General features: G+C 68.9%; 26 protein-coding genes and 1 riboswitch. Of the genes, 20 read left to right on the forward strand and 6 right to left on the reverse strand.

The annotated features are described in order from the left end of the window. Positions 1 to 19: 19 nt before the first annotated feature. From NVV99_RS16600 to NVV99_RS16630, 7 genes are all read left to right on the forward strand, one after another. Positions 20 to 679, forward strand: a complete 660-nt coding sequence (locus NVV99_RS16600; RefSeq protein ID WP_006553002.1) for a hypothetical protein — start codon at positions 20 to 22, stop codon at positions 677 to 679. Positions 680 to 810: 131 nt separating this feature from the next. Beyond that, entirely contained in the window at positions 811 to 1,593 is a 783-nt protein-coding gene (locus NVV99_RS16605; RefSeq protein WP_260782947.1) for an SDR family oxidoreductase, read from the forward strand. Between the two features lie 184 nt (positions 1,594 to 1,777). Then, the gene (locus NVV99_RS16610) at positions 1,778 to 2,365 is read left to right on the forward strand and encodes a LemA family protein (protein ID WP_019291040.1); all 588 of its coding nucleotides are present in this window, start codon (positions 1,778 to 1,780) and stop codon (positions 2,363 to 2,365) included. A gap of 86 nt (positions 2,366 to 2,451) precedes the next feature. Beyond that, complete coding sequence (pyrE, locus tag NVV99_RS16615; protein ID WP_006552999.1) at positions 2,452 to 2,991, forward strand: orotate phosphoribosyltransferase; 540 nt, start codon at positions 2,452 to 2,454, stop codon at positions 2,989 to 2,991. 4 nt (positions 2,992 to 2,995) lie between these two features. After that, complete coding sequence (galT, locus tag NVV99_RS16620) at positions 2,996 to 4,111, forward strand: galactose-1-phosphate uridylyltransferase (RefSeq protein WP_024101896.1); 1,116 nt, start codon at positions 2,996 to 2,998, stop codon at positions 4,109 to 4,111. After that, positions 4,108 to 5,229 (forward strand): galactokinase, encoded by a 1,122-nt coding sequence (gene galK, locus NVV99_RS16625; RefSeq protein WP_024101895.1) that lies wholly within the window; start codon positions 4,108 to 4,110, stop codon positions 5,227 to 5,229. Before galT ends, galK begins: the two co-directional genes overlap by 4 nt. 40 nt (positions 5,230 to 5,269) lie before the next feature. Then, positions 5,270 to 5,998: a lysoplasmalogenase family protein gene (locus tag NVV99_RS16630; protein ID WP_024101894.1), complete on the forward strand. Its 729-nt coding sequence runs from the start codon at positions 5,270 to 5,272 to the stop codon at positions 5,996 to 5,998. On the opposite strand, the gene NVV99_RS16635 is transcribed toward NVV99_RS16630, so the two are convergent. Beyond that, entirely contained in the window at positions 5,989 to 6,429 is a 441-nt protein-coding gene (locus NVV99_RS16635) for a hypothetical protein (RefSeq protein ID WP_019291044.1), read from the reverse strand. The genes NVV99_RS16630 and NVV99_RS16635 overlap by 10 nt on opposite strands. A gap of 67 nt (positions 6,430 to 6,496) precedes the next feature. On the opposite strand from NVV99_RS16635, the gene NVV99_RS16640 reads away from it, so the two are divergent. From NVV99_RS16640 to NVV99_RS16655, 4 genes are all read left to right on the forward strand, one after another. Beyond that, positions 6,497 to 7,279, forward strand: coding sequence for an SDR family oxidoreductase (locus NVV99_RS16640; RefSeq protein ID WP_024101893.1), 783 nt, complete (start codon positions 6,497 to 6,499; stop codon positions 7,277 to 7,279). A 59-nt stretch (positions 7,280 to 7,338) separates the two neighbouring features. Then, positions 7,339 to 7,947, forward strand: coding sequence for a hypothetical protein (locus tag NVV99_RS16645; protein WP_024101892.1), 609 nt, complete (start codon positions 7,339 to 7,341; stop codon positions 7,945 to 7,947). Between the two features lie 2 nt (positions 7,948 to 7,949). Next, positions 7,950 to 8,636, forward strand: a complete 687-nt coding sequence (locus NVV99_RS16650) for an RNA methyltransferase (protein ID WP_024101891.1) — start codon at positions 7,950 to 7,952, stop codon at positions 8,634 to 8,636. A 77-nt stretch (positions 8,637 to 8,713) separates the two neighbouring features. Continuing rightward, the gene (locus NVV99_RS16655) at positions 8,714 to 9,856 is read left to right on the forward strand and encodes a glycoside hydrolase family 76 protein (RefSeq protein WP_041803825.1); all 1,143 of its coding nucleotides are present in this window, start codon (positions 8,714 to 8,716) and stop codon (positions 9,854 to 9,856) included. 72 nt (positions 9,857 to 9,928) lie between these two features. On the opposite strand, the gene NVV99_RS16660 is transcribed toward NVV99_RS16655, so the two are convergent. Further along, the gene (locus NVV99_RS16660; protein WP_024101889.1) at positions 9,929 to 10,666 is read right to left on the reverse strand and encodes a VTT domain-containing protein; all 738 of its coding nucleotides are present in this window, start codon (positions 10,664 to 10,666) and stop codon (positions 9,929 to 9,931) included. Positions 10,667 to 10,831: 165 nt separating this feature from the next. On the opposite strand from NVV99_RS16660, the gene fbaA reads away from it, so the two are divergent. Continuing rightward, a complete protein-coding gene (gene fbaA, locus NVV99_RS16665) occupies positions 10,832 to 11,866 on the forward strand; it encodes a class II fructose-bisphosphate aldolase (RefSeq protein ID WP_024101888.1) in 1,035 nt (344 codons plus the stop codon). A gap of 132 nt (positions 11,867 to 11,998) precedes the next feature. On the opposite strand, the gene NVV99_RS16670 is transcribed toward fbaA, so the two are convergent. Then, a complete protein-coding gene (locus NVV99_RS16670; protein ID WP_228044652.1) occupies positions 11,999 to 12,850 on the reverse strand; it encodes a hypothetical protein in 852 nt (283 codons plus the stop codon). A 274-nt stretch (positions 12,851 to 13,124) separates the two neighbouring features. Between NVV99_RS16670 and NVV99_RS16675 the strand changes: the two genes are divergently transcribed. From NVV99_RS16675 to NVV99_RS16685, 3 genes are all read left to right on the forward strand, one after another. After that, entirely contained in the window at positions 13,125 to 13,541 is a 417-nt protein-coding gene (locus NVV99_RS16675; RefSeq protein WP_006552986.1) for a DUF3151 domain-containing protein, read from the forward strand. A gap of 10 nt (positions 13,542 to 13,551) precedes the next feature. Continuing rightward, positions 13,552 to 14,715 (forward strand): aromatic acid exporter family protein, encoded by a 1,164-nt coding sequence (locus tag NVV99_RS16680; protein WP_197539098.1) that lies wholly within the window; start codon positions 13,552 to 13,554, stop codon positions 14,713 to 14,715. Between the two features lie 85 nt (positions 14,716 to 14,800). Beyond that, entirely contained in the window at positions 14,801 to 15,730 is a 930-nt protein-coding gene (locus tag NVV99_RS16685; protein WP_006552984.1) for a cation diffusion facilitator family transporter, read from the forward strand. 1 nt (position 15,731) lies between these two features. On the opposite strand, the gene NVV99_RS16690 is transcribed toward NVV99_RS16685, so the two are convergent. Next, entirely contained in the window at positions 15,732 to 16,280 is a 549-nt protein-coding gene (locus tag NVV99_RS16690) for a histidine phosphatase family protein (protein WP_024101885.1), read from the reverse strand. 80 nt (positions 16,281 to 16,360) lie between these two features. Beyond that, positions 16,361 to 16,430, forward strand: a riboswitch (cobalamin riboswitch). A gap of 54 nt (positions 16,431 to 16,484) precedes the next feature. Here NVV99_RS16690 and NVV99_RS16695 point away from each other — a divergent pair. From NVV99_RS16695 to NVV99_RS16710, 4 genes are read left to right on the forward strand one after another with little or no spacing between them, the layout of a single operon-like run. Next, on the forward strand, positions 16,485 to 16,679 hold the full coding sequence (locus NVV99_RS16695) for a CbtB domain-containing protein (RefSeq protein ID WP_006552982.1): 195 nt from the start codon (positions 16,485 to 16,487) through the stop codon (positions 16,677 to 16,679). Between the two features lie 14 nt (positions 16,680 to 16,693). Further along, on the forward strand, positions 16,694 to 17,464 hold the full coding sequence (locus NVV99_RS16700) for a CbtA family protein (RefSeq protein WP_024101884.1): 771 nt from the start codon (positions 16,694 to 16,696) through the stop codon (positions 17,462 to 17,464). A gap of 4 nt (positions 17,465 to 17,468) precedes the next feature. Next, positions 17,469 to 18,947, forward strand: coding sequence for a cobyric acid synthase (locus NVV99_RS16705; protein WP_024101883.1), 1,479 nt, complete (start codon positions 17,469 to 17,471; stop codon positions 18,945 to 18,947). Beyond that, positions 18,944 to 19,774 carry a cobalt-precorrin-6A reductase gene (locus NVV99_RS16710; protein ID WP_024101882.1) on the forward strand — a complete coding sequence of 277 codons (831 nt, stop codon included), beginning with the start codon at positions 18,944 to 18,946 and terminating at the stop codon, positions 19,772 to 19,774. Before NVV99_RS16705 ends, NVV99_RS16710 begins: the two co-directional genes overlap by 4 nt. On the opposite strand, the gene NVV99_RS16715 is transcribed toward NVV99_RS16710, so the two are convergent. Continuing rightward, complete coding sequence (locus NVV99_RS16715) at positions 19,677 to 20,225, reverse strand: hypothetical protein (RefSeq protein WP_024101881.1); 549 nt, start codon at positions 20,223 to 20,225, stop codon at positions 19,677 to 19,679. The genes NVV99_RS16710 and NVV99_RS16715 overlap by 98 nt on opposite strands. A 121-nt stretch (positions 20,226 to 20,346) precedes the next feature. Next, positions 20,347 to 20,868 (reverse strand): hypothetical protein, encoded by a 522-nt coding sequence (locus NVV99_RS16720; protein ID WP_019291057.1) that lies wholly within the window; start codon positions 20,866 to 20,868, stop codon positions 20,347 to 20,349. 102 nt (positions 20,869 to 20,970) lie between these two features. On the opposite strand from NVV99_RS16720, the gene NVV99_RS16725 reads away from it, so the two are divergent. Continuing rightward, on the forward strand, positions 20,971 to 21,672 hold the full coding sequence (locus tag NVV99_RS16725) for a haloacid dehalogenase type II (protein WP_019291058.1): 702 nt from the start codon (positions 20,971 to 20,973) through the stop codon (positions 21,670 to 21,672). Positions 21,673 to 21,742 lie beyond the last annotated feature (70 nt).

Raw genomic sequence — 21,742 nt, forward strand, 5'->3', positions numbered from 1 at the left:
TGACTCGACGATGACTGCCATGTGGTTCTCTCTGGCCGCGGTCGCACTGCTGGGTGCGGTCGCGCTGCTCTACGTCGACCGGACGCGGCGAGAACAGTCGGGTCGTATCCGGGAGATCTGGGCCAAAGCGCAGGGCTACAAGTACACCTCCGCCGAGGACCACCTGCCGTCCACCTGGCACCGCGCGGCGCTCGCCAAGCAGGAATATCTCGGCGCGATCGACATCGTCCGTGGGGTTCGCCGCGGCGAGGAGTTCGTCCTGTTCGACATCGAGGAGACCGCGACGATCATCGCGGTCCGGCGCAAGGTCGGCTCCGACGTCGACATCGATCTGCGGCTCAAGTCGACGCCGCCGCCGAAGGACCCCGACATGAACCTGCTCGGTTCGATCGGCCCGCGCATCGTCTTCGCCACCGACCTCGAGATCGCGCGACGCGTGTGCGACCAGCGGATGGTCGCGTTCACCGAGTCCATCCCCGACCACGTACAGATGCTGTGGAGCGAAGGCGAGTGGACGCTCGGCTCGATCCCCGTCGGCAGCTCCGGACGCGAATGGGACTCGGCCATCGAGACCGTCGCGCGTTTGTCGGGCATCCTCCACGTGCTGCCGCCCGTCGTGGAACCCGAGGAACTGGACCGGGGTTCGCAGGATCCGGGTCGGCCCTCCGCCCGTCACTGAGGCGGAACGCCGAGGATTGTCACTGAGGCGGAACGCCGAGAATTGTCACTGAGGCGAAACGCCGAGAATTGTCACTGAGGTAGATCCTCGGGAGGTGGTCGCGCGCGTCGCGTGTCGTTAGTGTGGCGGCCATGACTTCCGTCCGCCCCGTCGCGCTCGTGACCGGACCCACCTCGGGAATCGGTGCGGGTTTCGCCCGCACCCTCGCGAGTCGCGGTTACGACCTCGTGCTCGTCGCCCGCACCCGTCCCGCCCTCGACGAACTCGCCGCCGAGCTGAAGCAGAAGTTCGGGGCGGCATCGGAGATCATCGTCGCCGATCTGGCGGCCGTCGACGGTCGCGATCTCGTCGTCGAACGCCTCGGTCGCGGTGTCGAGATGCTCGTCAACAACGCCGGCTTCGGCACGACCGGCGAGTTCTGGACCGCCGATCCGGGCCTGCTGCAGGCGCAGCTCGACGTCAACGTCACCTCGGTCGTCGCGTTCACCCGCGCCGCGCTCCCGTCGATGATCGAGGCGGGCAGGGGCGACATCGTCAACGTCGCGAGCGTGGCCGGTCTGCTGCCCGGTCGCGGTTCCACCTACTCCGGCAGCAAGGCCTATGTCGTGTCGTTCACCGAAGGGCTGGCCGGTGGCCTCGCCGGCACGGGCGTGCGGGTGCAGGCACTGTGCCCCGGCTTCGTGCGTACCGAGTTCCATCAGCGTGCCGGGATCGACATGTCGTCCACCCCGAACCTGATGTGGCTCGACGTCGACGAGGTGGTGCGCACTTCGCTCGCCGACCTCGACAAGGGCAGGGTCCGCAGCATTCCGGGGCTGCAGTACAAGGTGCTCGCCACGGCGGGACGACTGGTGCCGCAGAACCTCGTGCGGAAGCTGACCAACACCTTCGGCAACGGTCGCGGCCGGACCTGATCGGCTGCGGCCGCGACAGCACCCGATCGCCACGGACGAACTGACGGCGGGCGTTGCCAGATCACGGTACGGATACACCGCGCAGGACACGCCGGGTGCAGTCTTCGACGCGATTCGTGCGCTCGGTACATTTCTGCGCGTGACGTCTGTGGCTGTGGTGCTCTGTGTTGCTGTCGTGGTTGCGGTGGTGCTGTGGTTGCGCGCAGGCGTGCGCCGTCTTCGGACGTTGCAGCAACGCCACCGGGAGAGCCTGCGCTTGCTCCTCCACGAACTCGACGACCGCTACGATCTCGTGCCCGCGCTCATCGCGGCGTCGGCCGGCGCCGGTGTAGAACGTGAGCGCATCCGGCCCGTCGTCGGCGCCCGCTCGCTCGCTATCGGTGTGCGCGACCAGCGCCTGGGTCTCACCGAACGCGCCGGTGCGGAGAACGCGCTGTCGGCGACGCTCCACGAGCTGATCGGTGGACTCGGAGGGGTCAACCACTGGCCGTTCATCCGGGTCGCCCGGGAACTGCAGACCCGCGAGCAGCGCATCGCCGGAGCCGTCCGCGTACACAACGACCTCGGTGGCGCACTGAACACCGCGGTCGGCGGATTCCCCACCTCGCTGTTCGCGAAGCTCGCGGCCGTCGGACCTGTCGTGCTGTTCGAGGCGCCCGCGCCCGTCGCCGCATCCGAGCCGGCCCGCAGGCACGAGACCGTCGATGCGGAGGTTGTCGAGAACGACGTCCGGTCGGAGTCCGAGGCGACCTCCGACACCGTCGCTGCCTGACCTGCGACCCGCAGCGACTAGGCTCGTTCCCCGACACGAGCGCGACCGCACCGGCGTCGCGCCGCCGAACGACGGGTGAGGACGCAATGAGTGACCGCGACGAACTGGCAGCACTGGTACGCGAGCTGGCGGTGGTACACGGCCGCGTGACCCTGTCGTCCGGTAAGGAAGCCGACTACTACGTCGACCTGCGCCGCGCGACCTTGCACCACAAGGCCGGCCCGCTCATCGGCACGCTCCTGCGCGAACTCGTCTCCGATTGGGACTTCGACGCCGTCGGAGGCCTGACCATGGGTGCCGACCCCGTCGCCCTCGCCGTCATGCACGCCCCCGGCCGGCCCATCGACGCCTTCGTCGTCCGCAAGGCCGCCAAGGCCCACGGCATGCAGCGGCAGATCGAGGGACCGGACGTCACCGGCAAGCGCGTGCTCGTCGTCGAGGACACCACCACCACCGGCAACTCGCCGCTCACCGCCGTCAAGGCGCTGCGCGATGCCGGCGCGATCGTCGTGGGTGTCGCGACCGTCGTCGACCGCGCGACCGGCGCCGACGAGGTCATCGCCGCCGAGGGCGTCGAGTACCGTTCCCTGCTCGGCCTCGCCGACCTGGGTCTGGACGACAAGTAGCCGCGTGGGGGCGCGGGTCCGGCAGACCGTCACGCATCTCGCGGACGGCCGGGAACTGATCTATTTCGACGACACCGAGCCGTTCGTCTCCGGTGCCGCGACCCGCGACCTCCACGACCGCCGCGACCTGCCGCCGGTCGCGGCGACCTCCGAGATGCGCGGCGACCCGCTGACGGGGGAGTGGGTCACCTTCGCGGCCCACCGCATGGACCGCACCTTCCTGCCGTCGGCCGTCGACTGCCCGCTGTGCCCGAGCAGGGCGGACGTGTGTACCGAGATCCCGGCCGACGACTACGACGTCGTCGTGTTCGAGAACCGTTTTCCGTCGCTCGGGGCGCCGTCGGCCGGTGAGGATCTCGTCGACGACGAAGGTCTGTGGCCGCGACGACCGGCGACCGGCCGCTGCGAGGTCGTCGCGTTCACCCCCGACCACGACGCCCGATTCGCCGACCTCTCCGTGCCGCGGGCGCGCACCGTCATCGATGCGCTCGCCGCCCGCACCGCCGCGCTGTCGAAGCAACCGGATGTCGAGCAGGTCTTCTGCTTCGAGAATCGTGGCGTGGAAATCGGTGTGACACTGCAACATCCACACGGGCAGATCTACGCCTACCCGTTCGTCCCACCGCGCTCACGCGCACTGCTCGACCGCGCCCGTGAGTATCGGCAGCGGACCGGCAGGTCGCTGCAGGGCGCCATCCTCGACGCCGAACGACGCGCGGGCACCCGACTGGTGGTCTCCGGCGACGCGTGGTCGGCCTATGTCCCCGCCGCGGCACGCTGGCCCGTCGAGGTGCACCTCGTCCCGCACCGCGACATCCCGGATCTCGCCGCCCTCGACGAACACGAACGCGACGAACTCGCCGCCGTCCAGCGCGACCTTCTCGGCCGCGTCGACCGGTTCTTCCCCGGCGTCGACCGCGCCCCCTACATCGCTGCCTGGCACCAGGCGCCGCTCGGTGCACCTCGCGGGGACATGCGGCTGTTCTGCCAGATCTTCTCGTTGCGGCGGGCCCCGGACAAGCTGAAATATCTCGCAGGGTCCGAATCCGCGATGGGCGCGTGGATCAGCGACACCACCCCCGAACGGATCGCCGAACGCCTGCGTGAGGTGGCGCCATGACGCTCGCAGAGACCGCCCGCGCACTGTTCGCGACCGAGTTCGGCACCGAACCCGAGGGCTGCTGGTGCGCCCCCGGGCGCGTCAATCTCATCGGCGAGCACGTCGACTACGCCGGGGGTCTGTGTCTGCCGATGGCGATCCCGCAGATCACCGTCGTCGCGGTGCGTCGGCGCTCCGATCATGTACTGCGCGTGCGCAGTTCCGGTTTCGACGGCGTCGACCTGGATCTGCGCGACCGGCACGTCGACGGCTGGGCCGCCTACGTCGCCGGCGTGATCTGGACGCTCGACCCGCCGGGATTGACCGGTGCGGACATCGCGGTCGCGTCGGACGTGCCCGTCGGAGCGGGACTCTCGTCGTCCGCGGCGCTCGAGACGTCGGTCGCGGTGGCGCTCGCCGACCTGTGCGGGCTGCCCCTCGGCGACGACGGCCGTGATCGACTCGCCGCGGCGTGCGTGCGCGCGGAGAACGATTACGCCGGTGCCCCCACCGGTGGGCTCGACCAGCGGATCGCCCTCCACGCACGTCCGGGCCACGCGCTGCTCCTCGACTTCGCCGATGGCAGCAGCGAACACATCCCGTTCGACGCGGAAGCCCGCGGGCTGACCGTGCTGGTCGTCGACACCGGGACCGGACACGAGCTCGCCGACGGACAGTACGGACAGCGTCGCCGTGAGGTCGAGGACGCCACCCGGTCCCTCGGCGTGGAGAGCTTGCGCGACGCCTCGTCGGCGGACCTGATCGACGATCCCGTCCTACGTCGCCGCGCCCGGCACGTGATCGACGAGATCGCCCGCGTTCAGAAGGCTGCGGAGTTGCTGCGGGCAGGGCGGATCCGGGATCTCGGACCATTGCTCGATGCGTCGCACCGCTCGTTGCGCGACGACTTCGAGGTCAGCTGCCTCGAACTCGACACCGCAGTCGACGCGGCCGTCGCTGCCGGTGCACTCGGCGCCCGGATGGTGGGCGGCGGTTTCGGCGGGTCGGCGATCGCGCTGTGCGAGGACGACCGCGTGGACTCGGTGCGGAAGGCCGTCGCCGACGCCGCTGTGCAGCGCGACCTGCCGGCGCCGACCTTCCTGCGCGCCACGGCGTCCAGGGGTGCGCGCCGCTGCTGAAGCTTGCGGGACGATCGATGCAGCCGGGTACTGTGCGCGCATGGGTTGGTTCAGTCGCAAGAGGTGGGGCGTCGAGCACGCGGTGTTCGCGGCGGCCTCGGCCGCCACCGTCGTCGGGGGAGTGTCGGGGAACGAGAAGTTGCAGCAGATCGCCAAACCGCTCATCGCACCCGCGCTCGCCGTGCGGGTGCTGCGCCGCTCCCGCGACACCGATCGCGCCGACACCGCCCTGCTTGTCGCAGGTCTCGCAGCCGCCACCCTCGGTGACATCGCCATGATCCGCTCCGACGAGGACCGCCGGATCCTGAGCGGTGCAGCCTGTTTCGGTGTCATGCAGACCGCCTACTCGAGCATCCTCGTCCGGCGCGGTGCGCGGGTGGCGAAGCCGGTCGCGGTGCAGCGTGCCGGTGCCCTGGCCGGTGCGGCCGGTCTGCTCGCCGCCCGCAACCCCTCGGTGGCCGCGCCGCTGACCGGATACGGCGCCCTGCTCGCCACCACTGCGATCCTTGCCGGAGACCCCGCCCTCGCACCCGGTGCGCGAGTGCGCGCGGGGCTGGCCGTGCCGGGTGCCGACAGGCGCAGTCGGCTCGGTCTCGGCGGCCTGATCTTCACGCTGTCCGACGGATCGATCGTGGTGCGCCGCACCCTCCTGAAGGACGAGAAGATGCGCGCGGCAGCGGAAGGGTTCGTGCTCGCCACCTACACCGTGGCCCAGCTGTTGCTCGTGGAAGGGCTCCTTGCTCTCACGAGCCGGAACAGTCAGGGATAGAGGACGATCCGGTCGCGGTCGAGCGGGTCCACCCAGATGCTCACGACCTCCCCGGGCGCGTAGCGCTGCAGGTTGCGACGGTCGACCTCGTAGACGACCGTGCCGCGATAGGACTCCGAGCCGGGCACCGTGAGCTCGAGATCGAGCCGGGTCAGCTGACCGGTCGAGGTCAGATCGAGCGGTGTCGCGGAACGGATGGTCGCCCATCCCTCGTACCCTTCGCGTTCGATACGGCGCATGACCTTCGAGCGGCGACCCGCGAGCGCCATCGACAGACCGAGCACGGTGCCGTACAGGCAGACGAGGAAGACCACCTGGAAGCCCTCGGTGCCGGGTTCGGAGATCGGCAGGAACAGGTGCATCCACAACGCGAGAACGACGACATATCCCACGGTGACGAACGCGACGGTGGCAACGATACGACGATTCACAGCTCCTCCGATCCCAGCCTATCCCCGCTGTGCGCCGTCGGCTCCCGCCCGTGACTAGGGTGATGCCATGTCTGCTCCCAGCGTGGTGATCACCGGAGCCGCCGCCGGTATCGGCCGCTCCACCGCCCTGCTCTTCGCCCGTCACGGTTACCGCGTCGGCGCCTTCGACATCGACACCGCGGGGCTCGCGAGCCTCGCCGAGGAAGGCGCCTCGGTCACCGCGGGGCAGATCGCCACCGGTGCCCTCGACGTCACCGACACCTCCGCGTGGACCCGCGTACTCGAGGAGTTCTGCACCGACGGCCGGCTCGACGTCCTCGTCAACAACGCCGGGCTGCTGTCGTCCGGGCCGTTCGAGGACACCCCGGCGAGCCGGCACCGGCAGCTCGTCGACGTCAACGTCACCGGTGTCGTCCTCGGCTGCCACGCGGCCTTCCCGTATCTCCGCGACACCCCCGGCGCACACATCGTGAACATGTGCTCGGCGTCGGCGCTCTACGGACAGCCCGAGCTCGCCACCTACAGCGCCACCAAGTTCGCGGTGCGCGGCCTGACCGAAGCACTCGAACTCGAGTGGGCCCGCCATGACATCAAAGTGCAGGCGTTGTGGCCGCTGTTCGTCGACACGAACATGGTCGACGGGATGGACATCGGCTCGCGACGCTCCCTGGGCGTGAACCTCGGCGCCGACGACGTCGCCCGCGCGGTGTTCGACGCGACTCGTCCCACGCGGCGCTCGGGACGGGTGCATCGGCCCGTGGGCCGGCAGGCGACCGTGCTCGCCACGCTCGCCCAGGTGTCGCCCGGATGGATGAATCGCCTGGTGAACCGGCGCCTGACCGGCCACTGACGCCGCTCGATAGAGTGACACCCGCACGTCGTCGGGAAGGGTGTTGCGTGAGAATTCGGATGTGGCCGGTCGCAGTCGTCGCGGGTGTGGCACTGTTCGTCGCAGGATGCGGAGGCTCCGCGGACGGGCCGGAGGCCGACTCCGGAGCGACGTCGACGACGACCTCCGCGGCTGCCTCGACGACCCCCTCCACGACGGTCGCTCCGAGCACCACCGAGGAGGCGACCCCGTCGACGACCGAACCAGCTCCCGAGCCCGAGACCTCCCCGGAGGAACCGGCTCCGCTCGCGCAGGTCGAGTACCAGCGCAACGAGTCGTACTACTTCAGCAGCCCCGACGGCACCTTCGAATGCGGCATCGTCCGGCTGCCCACCCGCACCGAGGCGGGCTGCGAAGGACCGACCGATCCGATCCCGCCGCGCCCCGAGGACTGCATGGTCAACTGGGGACTCGGCATCCGCGTACAGGACTCCGGAGAAGGCGAGTTCGTGTGCTCGGGCGGACCGGTCTACCTCTCGCCCGACGGGGCGAGCCCCGTCCTGCCGCCGGGATCGTCGTTGTCGCAGCTCGGCTACACGTGCGCCACTACCGCAGCCGACGTGACCTGCACCAACGACGCCACCGGCCACGGTTTCCGTGTCGCAGCAGGTTCGAACGAGACGTTCTGACGGTGACCGACACGCATTCCGAACCGGCCGTCGAGAACGTGGCGGGCCCCACCGAATGGGGTGAGCACCCGCACGGCGTCGGACCGTGGATCGAGGAGTTCGGCACCGAGCCGCCCACCGACCCGCGCTACGACCCCGAGCTGCTCGCCCACGGCGACCGGCGCAACGTCGTCGACGCCTACCGCTACTGGACCCGCGAGGCGATCGTCGCGGACATCGACCGTCGCCGGCACCCGCTGCACGTCGCCATCGAGAACTTCGCCCACGACGCGAACATCGGGACGGTCGTTCGCACCGCCAACGCGTTCGCCGTGGGCACCGTGCACATCGTCGGGCGACGCCGATGGAATCGGCGCGGAGCGATGGTCACCGACCGCTACCAGCACCTGCTCCACCACTCGGATGTCGACGCGCTCGTCGCGTGGGCGGCCGAACAGGACCTCGAGATCGTCGCGGTGGACAACACCCCCGGCTCGGTCCGGTTGGAGACGGCGACCCTGCCGCGCCGCTGCCTGCTGCTGTTCGGGCAGGAGGGTCCCGGCGTCACCGAAGCGGCCCGCAACGTCGCCTCGATGACGGTCTCCATCGCCCAGTTCGGCTCCACGCGGTCCATCAACGCGGGTGTCGCCGCGGGGATCGCAATGCACGCGTGGATCCGGCAGCACGCCGATTTCTCGGACGCCTGGTAACACCTGCCCCGCAATCCGGGATGAAAGTCGCGCGGACCGTCGTCGGGGCGGCCGCCGGTCGGGCAGTGTGGAGGGTGATGAACACCGCAGCAGGACAGCGTTCGGACGGAGTCGAGGCCGCCCGGTGGTCGGAGCGGGCCGACGCCGCGGAGGGTGCGATCGTGTCTCGGCACATCCGTCGTCTCTGGGCACTGCCCGGCACCGCGCTCGGGGTGGTCGGATGGCCCGCCGTCCGACGTGAGCGACTGTTCCTCTCCTGGCACTACTGGTGGCAGGCGCACCTGATCGACGCCGCCGTCGACGCCGCCGAGCGCGACGCCACCCCGCGCCGCCGGCGCCGTGTCGTGCGGCTCGCACGCACCCACCGCATCCGCAACCTCACCGGCTGGACCAACAACTACTACGACGACATGGCGTGGCTCGGCCTGTCGCTCGAACGGGCCGAACGGCATCTCTACGTCGACCACCGCGGCGCGATCGCGACCCTCGTCGACGAGCTCGTCGACGCCTGGCAACCCGAGAGCGGCGGCGGCATCCCGTGGCGCCGGCGGGACACCTTCTTCAACGCCCCCGCGAACGGTCCGGCGGCGCTGCTGCTCGCCCGCACCGGCAAGGTCTACCGCGCCGAGGAGATGGCCGACTGGATCCACGACGTGCTGCTCGACCCCGAGACGGGCCTCGTCCTCGACGGTATCCGTGATGGCGTGCACGAACGCGCGATCTACAGCTACTGCCAGGGGGTGACGCTCGGCCTCGAGACCGAGCTCGCCCTGCAACTCGACGACCCCAGGCATCGCCGCAGGGTCCACGCGCTCGTCGCCGCGGTCGACGATCACCTCACCGAGCGCAGCGTCGTCACCGGCGGGGGAGGCGGCGACGGGGGACTGTTCAACGGGATCCTGGCCCGCTACCTCGCGATGGTCGCCACGACACTGCCCGTCGTCGACCGCGACGACATCCGCGCCCGCAACGTCGCGGCACGGATCGTGCTGGCGTCGGCGGAGGCCGCCTGGGAGAACCGGCTGCAGGTCGAGGAGCTGCCGGTCTTCGGCCGCGACTGGTCGCGGCAGGCGCGGCTACCCGGCCTGGGCACCTCGGTCGCGCGGTTCGCGGGCGGCACCGTCCGAGAGTCGGCCGTCGCCGAACGTGACATGTCGGTGCAGCTCGGCGGGTGGATGCTCATGGAAGCGGCCTACGCTGTCGCGGCCTCGCGGTCCTGAAACGGAAGAAGGTGGATTCCGACCCGTTCGTTCGACGGGCGGAAGCCACCTTCTGTGGTGCCAGGTTCGTTCCTACGTGCTCTCGATGCGGTTGATCGGCATCGTCGCGGCCTCGGCGGCCGGCGCCTCACCGTTCTTGGCCGCACGACGCGAGTTGAGCACGCGCTTGCCGACCTCCGTGATGATCGGGATCACCGAGACGAACACGATGCCCAGGAAGATGATGTCGATGTTGTCGGCGATGAAGCTGATCTGTCCCAGCAGGTAGCCGAGCAGCGTTACGCCGGCGCCCCACACGATGCCGCCGATGATGTTGTAGGTGATGAACACGCGGTAGGGCATCTTCGCGGCGCCCGCGACGAGCGGGGCGTAGGTGCGCACGATCGGCACGAAACGTGCCAGGAAGATCATCGCGGGTCCGTGGCGCAGGAAGAAGCGGTGCGCTTCGTCGATGTAGGCCTGCTTGAAGAGCTTCGAGTCCGGCTTGAACAGCCTGGTTCCGCCCTTCGCGCCGATGAGATAGCCGACCTGGTCGCCGAGGACCGCCGCGATGGGGATCGTCACCATCAGCACCCACAACGGGGCGAACGGTTCGACCTCCGCCGACTTGGCCGCCGCGATCAGGCCCGCGGTGAACAGCAGCGAGTCGCCGGGCAGCAGCGGGAACAGCAGACCGGATTCGATGAACACCACGAGCAGCAACCCGATGAGCATCCAGGTACCGAACGAATTGAGTAGATTGACAGGATCCAGAAACCCCGGTAGCAGGGCCAGATTGGTCACGGACTCCGAGGCTTCGAACACAGTCACGCGATCCAGGGTACCGGCGGCGTCCACCTCCCCCCGAATCCCGACACCCACCCCGGACGGCCCGAGTATCGAACGGACGTGTCACTTGACATACTGCAAGGACAACCGGGCACCCACCACATCCCGGTGGGGTGCCGATCGACTCTCATCTGGAGGACAGCCGCTGTGCCTATCGCGACTCCCGAGGTCTACGCCGAGATGATCGCCCGCGCGAAGGAGCACTCCTTCGCGTTCCCGGCGATCAACTGCACGTCGTCCGAAACGATCAACGCCGCCATCAAGGGCTTTGCGGACGCCGGCAGCGACGGCATCATCCAGTTCTCGACCGGTGGCGCCGAGTTCGGCTCGGGCCTGGGTGTGAAGGACATGGTCACCGGCGCCGTGGCACTCGCCGAGTTCGCCCACGTCGTCGCCGAGAAGTACGACGTGACGATCGCTCTGCACACCGACCACTGCCCGAAGGACAAGCTCGACGGCTTCGTCCGCCCGCTCATCGCGATCTCGCAGGAGCGCGTGAACAACGGACAGAACCCGCTGTTCCAGTCGCACATGTGGGACGGCTCGGCCATCCCGATCGACGAGAACCTCGAGATCGCGCAGGAACTCCTCGCTGCCGCCAAGGCCGCGAAGATCATCCTCGAGATCGAGATCGGCGTCGTCGGCGGTGAAGAGGACGGCGTCGAGAACGCCATCAACGACAAGCTCTACACCACGGTCGAGGACTTCGAGAAGACCGTCGACGCGCTCGGCGCCGACAAGGGCCAGTACCTGCTCGCCGCTACCTTCGGCAACGTCCACGGCGTCTACAAGCCGGGCAACGTCAAGCTCAAGCCGTCCGTCCTCGCCGAGGGCCAGGCCGCCGCGTCGAAGAAGCTGGGTCTGCCCGAGGGTTCGAAGCCGTTCGACCTCGTCTTCCACGGCGGTTCGGGCTCGCTGAAGTCGGAGATCGACGAGGCGCTGAGCTACGGCGTCGTGAAGATGAACGTCGACACCGACACGCAGTACGCGTTCACCCGCCCGATCGCGGCACACATGTTCACCAACTACGACGGTGTGCTCAAGATCGACGGCGAGGTCGGCAACAAGAAGGCCTACGACCCGCGCAGCTACCTCAAGAAGGCCGAGGCGTCCATGACGCAGCGTGTCATCGAGGCCTGCAACGACCTCAAGTCGGCGGGACGCTCGGTCTCGGCCAAGTAAGGCCCCACCGATACCAGAAGGGCGCCGACGTTCTCGTCGGCGCCCTTCGTCGTCCCTACGGTGTGCAGAAATCGTCGCGACACGCCGAGGGCGAACGACGACTTCTGCACACTCGTGGTCGCTGTCGTCCCGTTATTCGCTGCAGACCTTCCACTGCTCACCGTCGAGCGTGAGGTCGAAGGTGCGGTCGGTGACATCGTCGGGATCGTTCACCGTGTGCGCGGTGACCTGCGCGATGGCGGTGCCCTCGGTGATCTGGATGCGATCGACGCTCGTCACCACCGGGATCTCGCCCTGTTCGACGGCGAGCCGGTGGATGTCGCGGAAGTTCTCCGGATCGACCGTCTCGTAGAAGTCGGAGAGCGCTCCGCAGGTCGACTCCCGCAGAGTCCCCAGGTCGCCCGATTCGAGTGCTCCGACGAAGGTGTCGATGCTCGCGCGGATCCGGCTCTCGGGGGAGTTGTCGGCGCGGTCCTTCAGGAACACGATCACGCCGGCCGCGACGATCGCCACGACCACCAGCACGGCCGCTGCTCCGGCAGCGATCAGCCGACGACCGCGGCTCTTGTCGCGGGCCGGCGGGATGCGCGTGGGCGTGGGCTGGACGGCGACGCGGACGGGCTCGGGCTGAACCGTCGGTTCCTCACGGCGCGGAGCGATGCGCTGCGGCGGCGCCTTCGGCACGTGGCTGCGGACCGGGATCTGCACCGTGGGCGCATCGGCGGTGACATCGGGCGCGGGCTCGGATTCGGGGGTCGGGCGGGACTCGACGGTCTCGGGTTCGACGACGGGAAGCGCCACGGTCTCGTCCGTGGTGACGCTCTCGTCTGCAGCCTGTTCCGGCTCATCGCTGCTCGCGTCCTCACCCGAGGACGCCGCATCGGTGGTCGGCTCCTCAGGTTTCTCGGAGACCTGCTCCGCCGGCTCGTCGGCCTTCTCGGTTCCCGCGCCCACTGCATCCTCGGGCACTGCATCCTCGGGCACTGCATCCTGGGACGCTGCATCCTGGGGCACTGCATCCTGGGGCACTGCATCCTCGGATACTGCTTCTTCCGCGGCTGCTTCGTCGGTCGCCGCCGGCTCGACAGGGGGTTCGTTTTCCGCACTCTCGTCCGGTGTCTCGACAGAAGGGGTCGTCGAAGTCTGCTCGGGTGACTCTTCGTTCTTCGGGTCCGACAACGTGCTGCACCTCGCTCGACGGCCTGCGGTTACCCGGGGACTCTATCGAGCCTTCGCCACGGAAGGGCACAATGACCCCATGACGTCTTTCGGTGATCTTCTCGGACCGCAGCCCACCCTTCTCCCCGGCGACGACGACGCGGAGTCGGCCCTGCTGAACAACGAGGACCCGGCGAAGGTCGCAGCCGACCATCCCACCGCCTCGATCGCCTGGGCGTACCTCGCCGAGGCCGCACTCGACAGTGGCGAGACGATCCAGGCATACGCCTACGCACGTACCGGATATCACCGTGGTCTCGACCAGCTGCGCCGCAACGGCTGGAAGGGTTTCGGTCCCGTGCCCTACAGCCACGAACCCAACCGCGGTTTCCTGCGTTGCGTCGCCGTCCTGGCCCGGGCAGCCCGAACCATCGGTGAGTCGGACGAGCACGCCCGCTGCCTGGACCTGCTCGAGGACTGCGACCCGCGGGCAGCGGAAGAACTCGGCGTCGAATAGACGCCCGTACATGCCTGTGTTGAACAGACTGTCCGCGGCGACCCGGCGTCGACCCACCCGTCAGGGAGCTCGTAAACGCCTGACCGACTCGTTCGAACGGCTGCGCACATCGGCGCTGCCGATCGTGCAGTGCGCGCTGGCGGCGGGCCTGGCGTGGTGGGTCGCGAAGGATCTGGTCGGGCACCAACAGCCCTTCTTCGCCCCCATCGCGGCAGTCGTCTCCCTCGGGCTCGGTCTCGGCGCCCGATTGCGGCGTTCCGTCGAACTCGTCTGCGGTGTGACCGTCGGGATCGGCGTGGGCGACCTGCTCGTCTCGCTGATCGGCAGCGGACCGTGGCAGATCGCGCTCGTCGTGACCATCGCGATGAGTACGGCGGTCGCGTTGAACAGCGGCCCGATCTTCGCGATGCAGGCCGGGAACTCCGCGGTGCTCGTGGCGACGCTGCTGCCACCCGGTGGCACCGGTGGGCCCGATCGGATGGTCGACGCCCTGGTCGGGGGTCTCACGGGCATCGCGGTCGTCGCGATGATCCCCACCCATCCGGTGCGGCGTGCCCGGCGCAACGCCGCCGAGATCCTCGCCACGGCGAGCGAGGTCCTGAGGAAGGTCGAGACCGGGCTCGTCGAGAACAACCCGAAACCGATCGAGGACGCCCTCAAGCAGGCGCGGGCCACCCAGCCCGCGATCGACTCGATGCGCACCCACCTCAAGGGCGGTCGGGAGATCAGCCGGATCTCGCCGCTGTACTGGAACAGTCGCAAGCGTCTCGCGGTCCTGACGGCTGCCGCCGACCCGATCGATCACGCGATGCGCAACATTCGCGTGCTCGCGCGCCGGTCGCTGACCCTCGTCCGCGACGACGAGATCCTCGATCCGCGGCTCGTGCAGCGGTTCGCCGAGGTGGCCGATGCGGTGGACGTGCTCCGCGAGATGGTTCTCGCGGAGCCGGGGGAGCAGCCCGACCAGGCCGAGGCTGCACGTGTGCTGCGCAGCATCGCCAAGAAGATGGATCCCGAACTCATCGCCGGGGCAGGAGTGTCGGCCACGGTGGTGTTCGCGCAGATGAGGTCGCTGATCGTCGACCTGCTGCAGACCGCCGGACTCAAGCGGATCACCGCGATCGCGACCCTTCCTCCCACCGTCGAACATCCGGCCTACGACCCGGACGAGTAAGCCCTCCGAGCCCGTCGGGCACGTAGCCGTTGAAACATATGCGCATTCGTGCATACGATGGCCCGAGGTTCGGAGAGGGAGTTCGATGGGTTCGGGTCACGGGCACTCACACGGCGTCGGCCACGGTCACGGTCAGGGCGCCGGTCCCACGCGCGCCGTCATCCGGCGCATGGCCTTCGCGCTGGGCATCCTCGGAGCGTTCTTCGTACTGGAGGCGTTCGTCGGTCTCCTGATCGGTTCTCTCGCCCTGCTCGCCGACGCGGGCCACATGCTCACCGACGTCGTCGGGGTGTCCATGGGCATGGTCGCCCTCATCCTCGCCCGACGCGGGAGCAGCGCGGCCTCGCGCACCTTCGGCTGGCATCGCGCCGAAGTCCTCACCGCGATGGTCAACGCGGTGCTGCTGCTCGGCGTCGCCGGCTGGGTGTTCTACGAGGCGATCGACCGCATCGGCGACGCCCCCGAACTTCCCGGCCTGCCCATGATCGTCACCGCCCTCGCGGGACTGGCCGCCAACATCGTCGTGATGCTCATGCTGCGGGCCGACGCGAAGGACAGCATCGCGGTGCGCGGCGCCTACATGGAGGTGCTCGCCGACGCCGTCGGATCCGTCGGCGTCCTCATCGCGGGCGCACTCGTCATGATCTTCGGCTGGAGCCTGGCCGACGTCGTCGTCGGTGTGCTCATCTCCCTGTGGGTCGTGCCGCGCGCCCTGCGACTGGCCGCCGAGTCGCTGCGCATCCTCACCCAGACCTCGCCGGCGCATCTCGACGTCGACCTGCTGCGCACCGACCTGCTCGCGCTGCCCGGCGTGTGCGGCGTGCACGACCTGCACGTGTGGACGCTGACCACCGGCATGGACGTCGCGACCGTGCATCTCGTCAGCGACCACGACCCGCAGTGGATCCTCGACTCGGCGCGCACCGCGCTGTCGTCGCACGGGCTCGAGCACGCCACCGTCCAGGTGGAGTCGACAGTCGACGGCAAGCAGTGCGAGAAGGACGTCACCTGGTAGCTCACCGCGCGAATCGGTTCGGCCGCAAAGTCCACCGACCCGGCCCGCCGTAGAGCCGGACGACGTCCAGCGGTCCCACGTCGACCCTCCGGAACGACGCCGCCGGAGCGTCGAGAGCGCACACCGTCGCCGCTCGCACGACCGCCGGGTGTGTCACCACCCCGACCCGTTCGTAGCCGTCGTCCTGTGCCGCCAGCCAGGTGCCGACCCGGCGGATGAGGTCCTCGACGGACTCGCCGCCGTGCGGTGCGGCCGCCGGCTCGGTCAGCCACATCGCCAGCTCGCCCTCGGGCACATCGCCCATCGCCGCCCCGCACCACCTGCCGTAGTCGAGCTCGCGCAGCGCGGAGTCGATCTCGGCGGGGGCACCGAAGGCGTGGACCGTGTCGACCGCGCGTCGCTCGGGTGCACATACCCACCGGTCGACGACCGGGACCGCGAAGCGTCCGAGTTCGCGGCGGCCCCGATCGGAGATCGGTTCGTCGCACGGAAATCGGGCCTGTTCCGTCGCACGCGTGGAAGCGTGTGCGACGACGAACAATCGGGTCACGGCAGGTACGTCCTCTCCGCTTGACATCGCACAACGCGCGGTGCGAAGGTGCGTCGGTAAAGATGTGCCGAGGTGTAGGCAATCCGGTGGAAAGCCGGAGCGGTCGCGCCACTGTAACCGGAGATGTCGAAATCTCCGGAAGCCAGAAAACTCCCGCGGCACATGACGGAATCGAATGGGGCGCGAAATCCCAGGAGGATTGTCATGGCTGTTGTCCATACCCCCGACGAGTCGCTCGGCTCCGCCGCACTCGCAGTCGCTCTCGCCGCAGTGATCGTCGCGGCTTTTCTCGTTCTCTACCTGGTCGGATTCGATCAGGGCGCGATCTCGCGCACCGGCATGTTCATGCACGAACTGATGCACGACGGCCGGCACCTCCTCGGTCTTCCGTGCCATTGAGAACGGGGACCACGATGCCCGGAACCTACCTCCACCTGCTGCTGCGGGGCCTGCTCGCCGGACTCGTCGCGGGTCTGCTCGCCGGCGGTGTCGCCTTCGTCGTCGGCGAACCCCACATCGAATCCGCGATCGCGCTCGAAGAAGCTGTCGGCGAAGCGCATTCGCATGATCACGACCACGCTGCGACCACCGGGGAATCCCACGGTCACAGTCACGGCGAGGATGCGCTCGTCGACCGTACCGGGCAGAAGGCCGGACTGTTCCTCGCGACGACTCTCGCCGGTCTCGCGTTCGGCGCCCTCTACGCGTCGGTGCTGCACTTCGCGCGTCGCCTCACCGACATGCCGGGCTGGAAGCTCGGATTGTTCGGGGCGGCCGGAGCGTGGCTCGCCGTCGAGGCCGTCCCGTTCGTGAAGTATCCGGCGAATCCGCCGGCCGTCGGTGATCCCGACACGATCGATCAACGCACCCTGCTGTGGCTCGCCTCGGTCGTTCTCGGACTCGTCGCGATCGCAGTGGCCGTCGCGGTGGCGAAGGCGCTGGCCGCCCAGGATCTGCACACCGTCCGCATCGCAGGCCCGGCGGTCGCCTTCCTCGTCGTGGTGGGTCTCGGATATCTCGCCTTGCCGAAAATCGACGAGGTGGGGGAGGGCTTCCCCGCGACGCTGTTGTGGGAGTTCCGGGTCGCGTCGTTCACCGTGCAGCTCACCCTGTGGGCGGTGCTCGGTGTGGTCTTCGCATACCTCACCGAACGCGCGTCCCGTCGCGTGACGATCCCGGCCTGACGGCATGGGTTCGGGTCTGCTCGTCGCCGGAACGACCTCGGATGCAGGAAAATCCGTGGTCGTCACCGGGATCTGCCGATCCTTGGCGCGGCGCGGCCTGAAGGTCGCGCCGTTCAAGGCGCAGAACATGTCGAACAACTCGATGGTGACGAGCGAGGGCGCGGAGATCGGGCGCGCCCAGTGGATCCAGGCAGTGGCTGCCCGTGCGATCCCCGAGGCCGCGATGAACCCGGTGCTGCTCAAGCCCGGCGACGACCGGCGCAGCCACGTCGTGGTTCTCGGGCGGCCGGCCGGAGCGCTGGAGGCGGGTGAGTTCGCCGGTGGACGAAAGCATCTCGCCGACGCGGCATTCGGTGCCTTCGACGACCTCCGGCGTAGATTCGACGTGGTGGTGTGCGAAGGTGCCGGGAGCGCGGCCGAGATCAATCTGCGCGACCACGACTATGTGAACATGGGTCTGGCGCAACATGGTTCGATGCCGACCGTCGTGGTCGGCGACATCGACCGCGGTGGTGTGTTCGCCTCGATGTACGGGACGCTGGCCCTGCTCGACGCCGCGGATCAGCAGTTGATCCGCGGCTTCGTGATCAACAAGTTCCGCGGCGACGTCTCGCTCCTGAAGCCCGGACTCGACTCGCTCGAACGACTCACCGGCCGCCCGGTGCTCGGCGTGCTGCCATGGCAACGCGACCTGTGGCTCGACTCGGAGGATTCACTCGCCCTCACCTCCCGTCCCGCACACGATGGTGACGGTGCACTGAGCATCGCCGTCGTGATGCTGCCGCGGGTCAGCAACTTCACCGATGTCGACGCGTTGTGCCTCGAACCGGACGTGCGGGTCCGCTTCGTCGACGACCCGCGAGCGCTCGCCGGCGCCGACGTCGTGATCGTGCCCGGAACACGCGCGACCCTCGCGGATCTCGCGTGGCTGCGCTCGCGAGGACTCGACACCGCGATCGTCGACCACGTCCGCCGAGGTGGACCGGTCCTCGGTATCTGCGGCGGCTTCCAGATGCTCGGCACGCGCATCGACGACCCGCACGGCGTCGAGGGTGTTCCCGGCGCAAGCGCGGCGGGTCTCGGGTTGCTCCCGTCCCGAACCGAGTTCGGACACGAGAAGGTCCTCCGATTGCCGAGGGGGTCAGCGTTGGATGCGGCTGCCTCCGGATACGAGATCCATCACGGACGCGTCACCGTCGACGGTGGCACCGAATTCCTCGGTGGCACCCGGGAGGGTTCGGTGTTCGGCACCATGTGGCACGGCGCCCTCGAAGGGGACGCGTTGCGCTGGGCGTGGTTAGGCGAGGTCGCTGCGGTGGTGGGCCGCGAGATCCGCACCGGGGAAGTGAGTTTCCCGGCCGCACGCGAGGTCCGCATCGATGCGCTCGCGGACCTCGTCGACGAACATCTCGACATGGACACTCTGCTCACCATGCTCTCCGACGAGCGAACCCTGCCCGTGCTGAAGGGAACCTTGCGGTGACGGTCCTCATCCTCGGTGGGACGGGGGAAGCTCGTTCCCTCGCCGCGGCATTGGACGACGCGGACATCGCGTTCGAATCCTCCCTGGCAGGCCGGGTCCGCAATCCACGCCTGCCCGTCGGTCCGGTGCGCATCGGAGGGTTCGGCGGAGCGGACGGTCTCGTCCGGTACCTGACCGAGCGCGGTATCCGGTCCGTCGTCGACGCCACCCATCCGTTCGCCGCGGGCATCAGCGCGAACGCCGCCGCGGCATGCGCCGCCGCGAACGTGCCACTGGTGCGCCTGCAACGACCGGGCTGGCACGACGCGCACGGCCGGTGGACGTGGGTCGACGACCACGACGGCGCCGCGCACGTCGCCGCGACCGGCCGGAGGATCTTCCTCAGCACCGGACGGCAGACACTCGACCGCTTCGTCGGACCGCTCGCCGCGCACGACGTGCTCGTCCGCGTCGTCGATCCACTGACGACCGAACTGCCACCGAGCTGGTCGGTGCTGCTCGGACGCGGCCCCTACACGGCGAGTGACGAACGGAAGCTGCTGCTCGACAACGGGATCGATACCCTCGTCACGAAGGATTCGGGTGGTTCGCTCACCCGCGGCAAACTCGACGCCGCCGATGAACTGGGCGTGCGCGTGATCGTCATACGCCGCCCGCCCACACCCCGCGGTGTCGCCACGGTGGAGACCGTGACGGTAGCGCGGGAATGGGTCCTCCGGGTGGCGGAGGTCAGACCTGCGGACCTTCGGAACGTAGATCGTCGACCTTCTTCATCGCTTCGCGCAGTTCCCGGAGCCACTGCTCCGAGTGCTGCCCCACGAGCCTGACGGTCCACTTCAGTGCGTCCGAACGGGACCGCGCGACACCGGCGTCGACAAGGGTGTCGAGCACCTTCCGTTCGGGTTGGCGCAGTCGCGTCATGACCGGGACGGCGAGGTGGGTGAACAGGTCGGTCCGGTCGCCGACCGTCACGCCCCAGGCCACCTTGCGGCCGTAGCGGGCCTCGGCCTCGTCGGCGATGCGCATCCGGTCGGCGCGCGTGGTCTCGCGGAATCGAGCGATGCGTCCGTCGATCTCGGTGTCGCTCGTGCCGTCGGGTACCCCGAGGGGGCCGACGACGAAGATCTCCTCTCTGTCGATCTCGATGTCGGGCGGTCCGGTGAACCAGTCGTCGGGGAGCCTGCCGGCGAACCACTCGGCGGCATCGCTCGCGTCGGGGACGTCTGCCTGTTGCCAGCCGCCCGGTCGTCCGAATCCGTGGATGTGTGAATGTCGCATGATGTCCTCCTCGGGACGCGACCCGGTGCGTGTCGCACCGATCAACCTGTGCGCGTTGCACTGATTACAGTGTTGCACCGCAAGCGTGTCGTGCGCCACTGTCGAGCGGCGAACGGTGCGGTCAGCGACCGTTCCGGGGAGTCAGAACTCCGGAGGTGACCGGAGGGGCGCTGCGCAGGGGAGCGGTGGAGAGCACGACGGGTAACCACACCGCGGTGGATGCCATCACCGCGCCCCAGCACAGATACAGGCCGACGTGCGGTGCGTGAGAGGTGTGGGCGACCATCCCGGCCTGTGACCAGACGGCGAACAGTCCCACCATCGACGCCGCCCCCGAACCGAGCATCGCGAGCGTTGCGGCACCCCACCGGCGGCGGAGCAATGCGACGAGCGGTACGAGGATGCCGAACACCACCACGAAGACGTCGAAGACACGGAGGGGAAGGGTTGCGGCCTCGGAGTCCCAGCGCAGAAGGGTCGTCAGGGACGTCACCGAAGTGGCCTGGGGAAGCAGCAGACCCATGACCAGCAGCGCGACGCACCCGGCCAGGATCCGGACCCGCGAGCGGCCGACGACCACCTCACCGGCGACGCGGTGTTCGATGCGATCGAGATCGTGACGGAATTCCGCCAGGTCGTCCATGGTGCACCCCCGGAGCGCGGCGACGCTTCGGTCCCAGTATGCGACGCGGGTCACATCGGCGTGCGGGTTCGGGAAAGCAGTTTCGGGCAGGCGCGATCGGGCATGCTCCAAGGCGTGAGCCGATACGACGCGTACATCTTCGACGTGCAGGGCACGCTGATGGACTTCTACACCCCGGTCACCCGGGCGGTGGCCCATGCGCTCGGACCCGATGCCGATCCGGCGACCGTGGGCGACCTGGTGCGGGCCTGGAGGAGCGACTACTACGAACGCATCCTCCGTCTCGACCAGTCGGTGGAGAAGTGGTATCGCGTGCAGGACTCCTACGTCGACGGACTCGGCGACGTGTGCGAGCAGTTCGGGATCGACCTTCCCAAGGACGTGCGCGTCGAGACGGCGCGGGCCTGGCAACGCCTCGAGGCATGGCCGGACGTGCGGCCCGGGCTGAACGAACTCCGTTCGCAGGCAGTGGTGGCGACACTGTCCAATACGGACATGGCCACGATGATCGCGCTCTTCCGCGACCAGCAGCTCGAGGCCGATGCCATCCTCACGGCCGAACTGTTCGGCGCCTTCAAACCCGAACGTTTCCTGTACGAGCGCACCTGCCGGTATCTGGGCGTCGATCCCTTCCGGGCCGCGATGGTCGCGTCGCATCCCTACGATCTGCGGGCCGCCCGCGAAGTCGGACTGAACACCGTCTTCGTGTACCGGCCGCTCGAGAACGGCCGCGTCGAGGACTCGGTCGACGACACCGAGGGGGAGTTCGACCATCGCATCGAGGACCTGCGGGACATTCCGTGACAGGTTGTCGGCCGTGGACGCCGACGTGTTGTCGGAGTTGACGCGACCGACTCGGCGTGGCGCAGTGCGC

It is taken from the genome of Rhodococcus sp. PAE-6 (genome assembly GCF_025290685.1).
GTDB lineage: Bacteria > Actinomycetota > Actinomycetes > Mycobacteriales > Mycobacteriaceae > Rhodococcus > Rhodococcus pyridinivorans.

Coding starts and splice junctions, on each gene's coding strand:
- NVV99_RS16700 (WP_024101884.1), top strand. CDS start 16,694: ATGCCCGGAACCTACCTCCACCTGCTGCTGCGGGGCCTGCTCGCCGGA.
- NVV99_RS16695 (WP_006552982.1), top strand. CDS start 16,485: ATGGCTGTTGTCCATACCCCCGACGAGTCGCTCGGCTCCGCCGCACTC.
- NVV99_RS16720 (WP_019291057.1), bottom strand. CDS start 20,868: ATGGACGACCTGGCGGAATTCCGTCACGATCTCGATCGCATCGAACAC.
- NVV99_RS16675 (WP_006552986.1), top strand. CDS start 13,125: ATGACGTCTTTCGGTGATCTTCTCGGACCGCAGCCCACCCTTCTCCCC.
- NVV99_RS16680 (WP_197539098.1), top strand. CDS start 13,552: ATGCCTGTGTTGAACAGACTGTCCGCGGCGACCCGGCGTCGACCCACC.
- pyrE (WP_006552999.1), top strand. CDS start 2,452: ATGAGTGACCGCGACGAACTGGCAGCACTGGTACGCGAGCTGGCGGTG.
- NVV99_RS16605 (WP_260782947.1), top strand. CDS start 811: ATGACTTCCGTCCGCCCCGTCGCGCTCGTGACCGGACCCACCTCGGGA.
- NVV99_RS16645 (WP_024101892.1), top strand. CDS start 7,339: ATGTGGCCGGTCGCAGTCGTCGCGGGTGTGGCACTGTTCGTCGCAGGA.
- NVV99_RS16630 (WP_024101894.1), top strand. CDS start 5,270: ATGGGTTGGTTCAGTCGCAAGAGGTGGGGCGTCGAGCACGCGGTGTTC.
- NVV99_RS16640 (WP_024101893.1), top strand. CDS start 6,497: ATGTCTGCTCCCAGCGTGGTGATCACCGGAGCCGCCGCCGGTATCGGC.
- NVV99_RS16725 (WP_019291058.1), top strand. CDS start 20,971: ATGCTCCAAGGCGTGAGCCGATACGACGCGTACATCTTCGACGTGCAG.
- NVV99_RS16715 (WP_024101881.1), bottom strand. CDS start 20,225: ATGCGACATTCACACATCCACGGATTCGGACGACCGGGCGGCTGGCAA.
- NVV99_RS16685 (WP_006552984.1), top strand. CDS start 14,801: ATGGGTTCGGGTCACGGGCACTCACACGGCGTCGGCCACGGTCACGGT.
- NVV99_RS16655 (WP_041803825.1), top strand. CDS start 8,714: ATGAACACCGCAGCAGGACAGCGTTCGGACGGAGTCGAGGCCGCCCGG.
- NVV99_RS16705 (WP_024101883.1), top strand. CDS start 17,469: ATGGGTTCGGGTCTGCTCGTCGCCGGAACGACCTCGGATGCAGGAAAA.
- NVV99_RS16600 (WP_006553002.1), top strand. CDS start 20: ATGTGGTTCTCTCTGGCCGCGGTCGCACTGCTGGGTGCGGTCGCGCTG.
- galK (WP_024101895.1), top strand. CDS start 4,108: ATGACGCTCGCAGAGACCGCCCGCGCACTGTTCGCGACCGAGTTCGGC.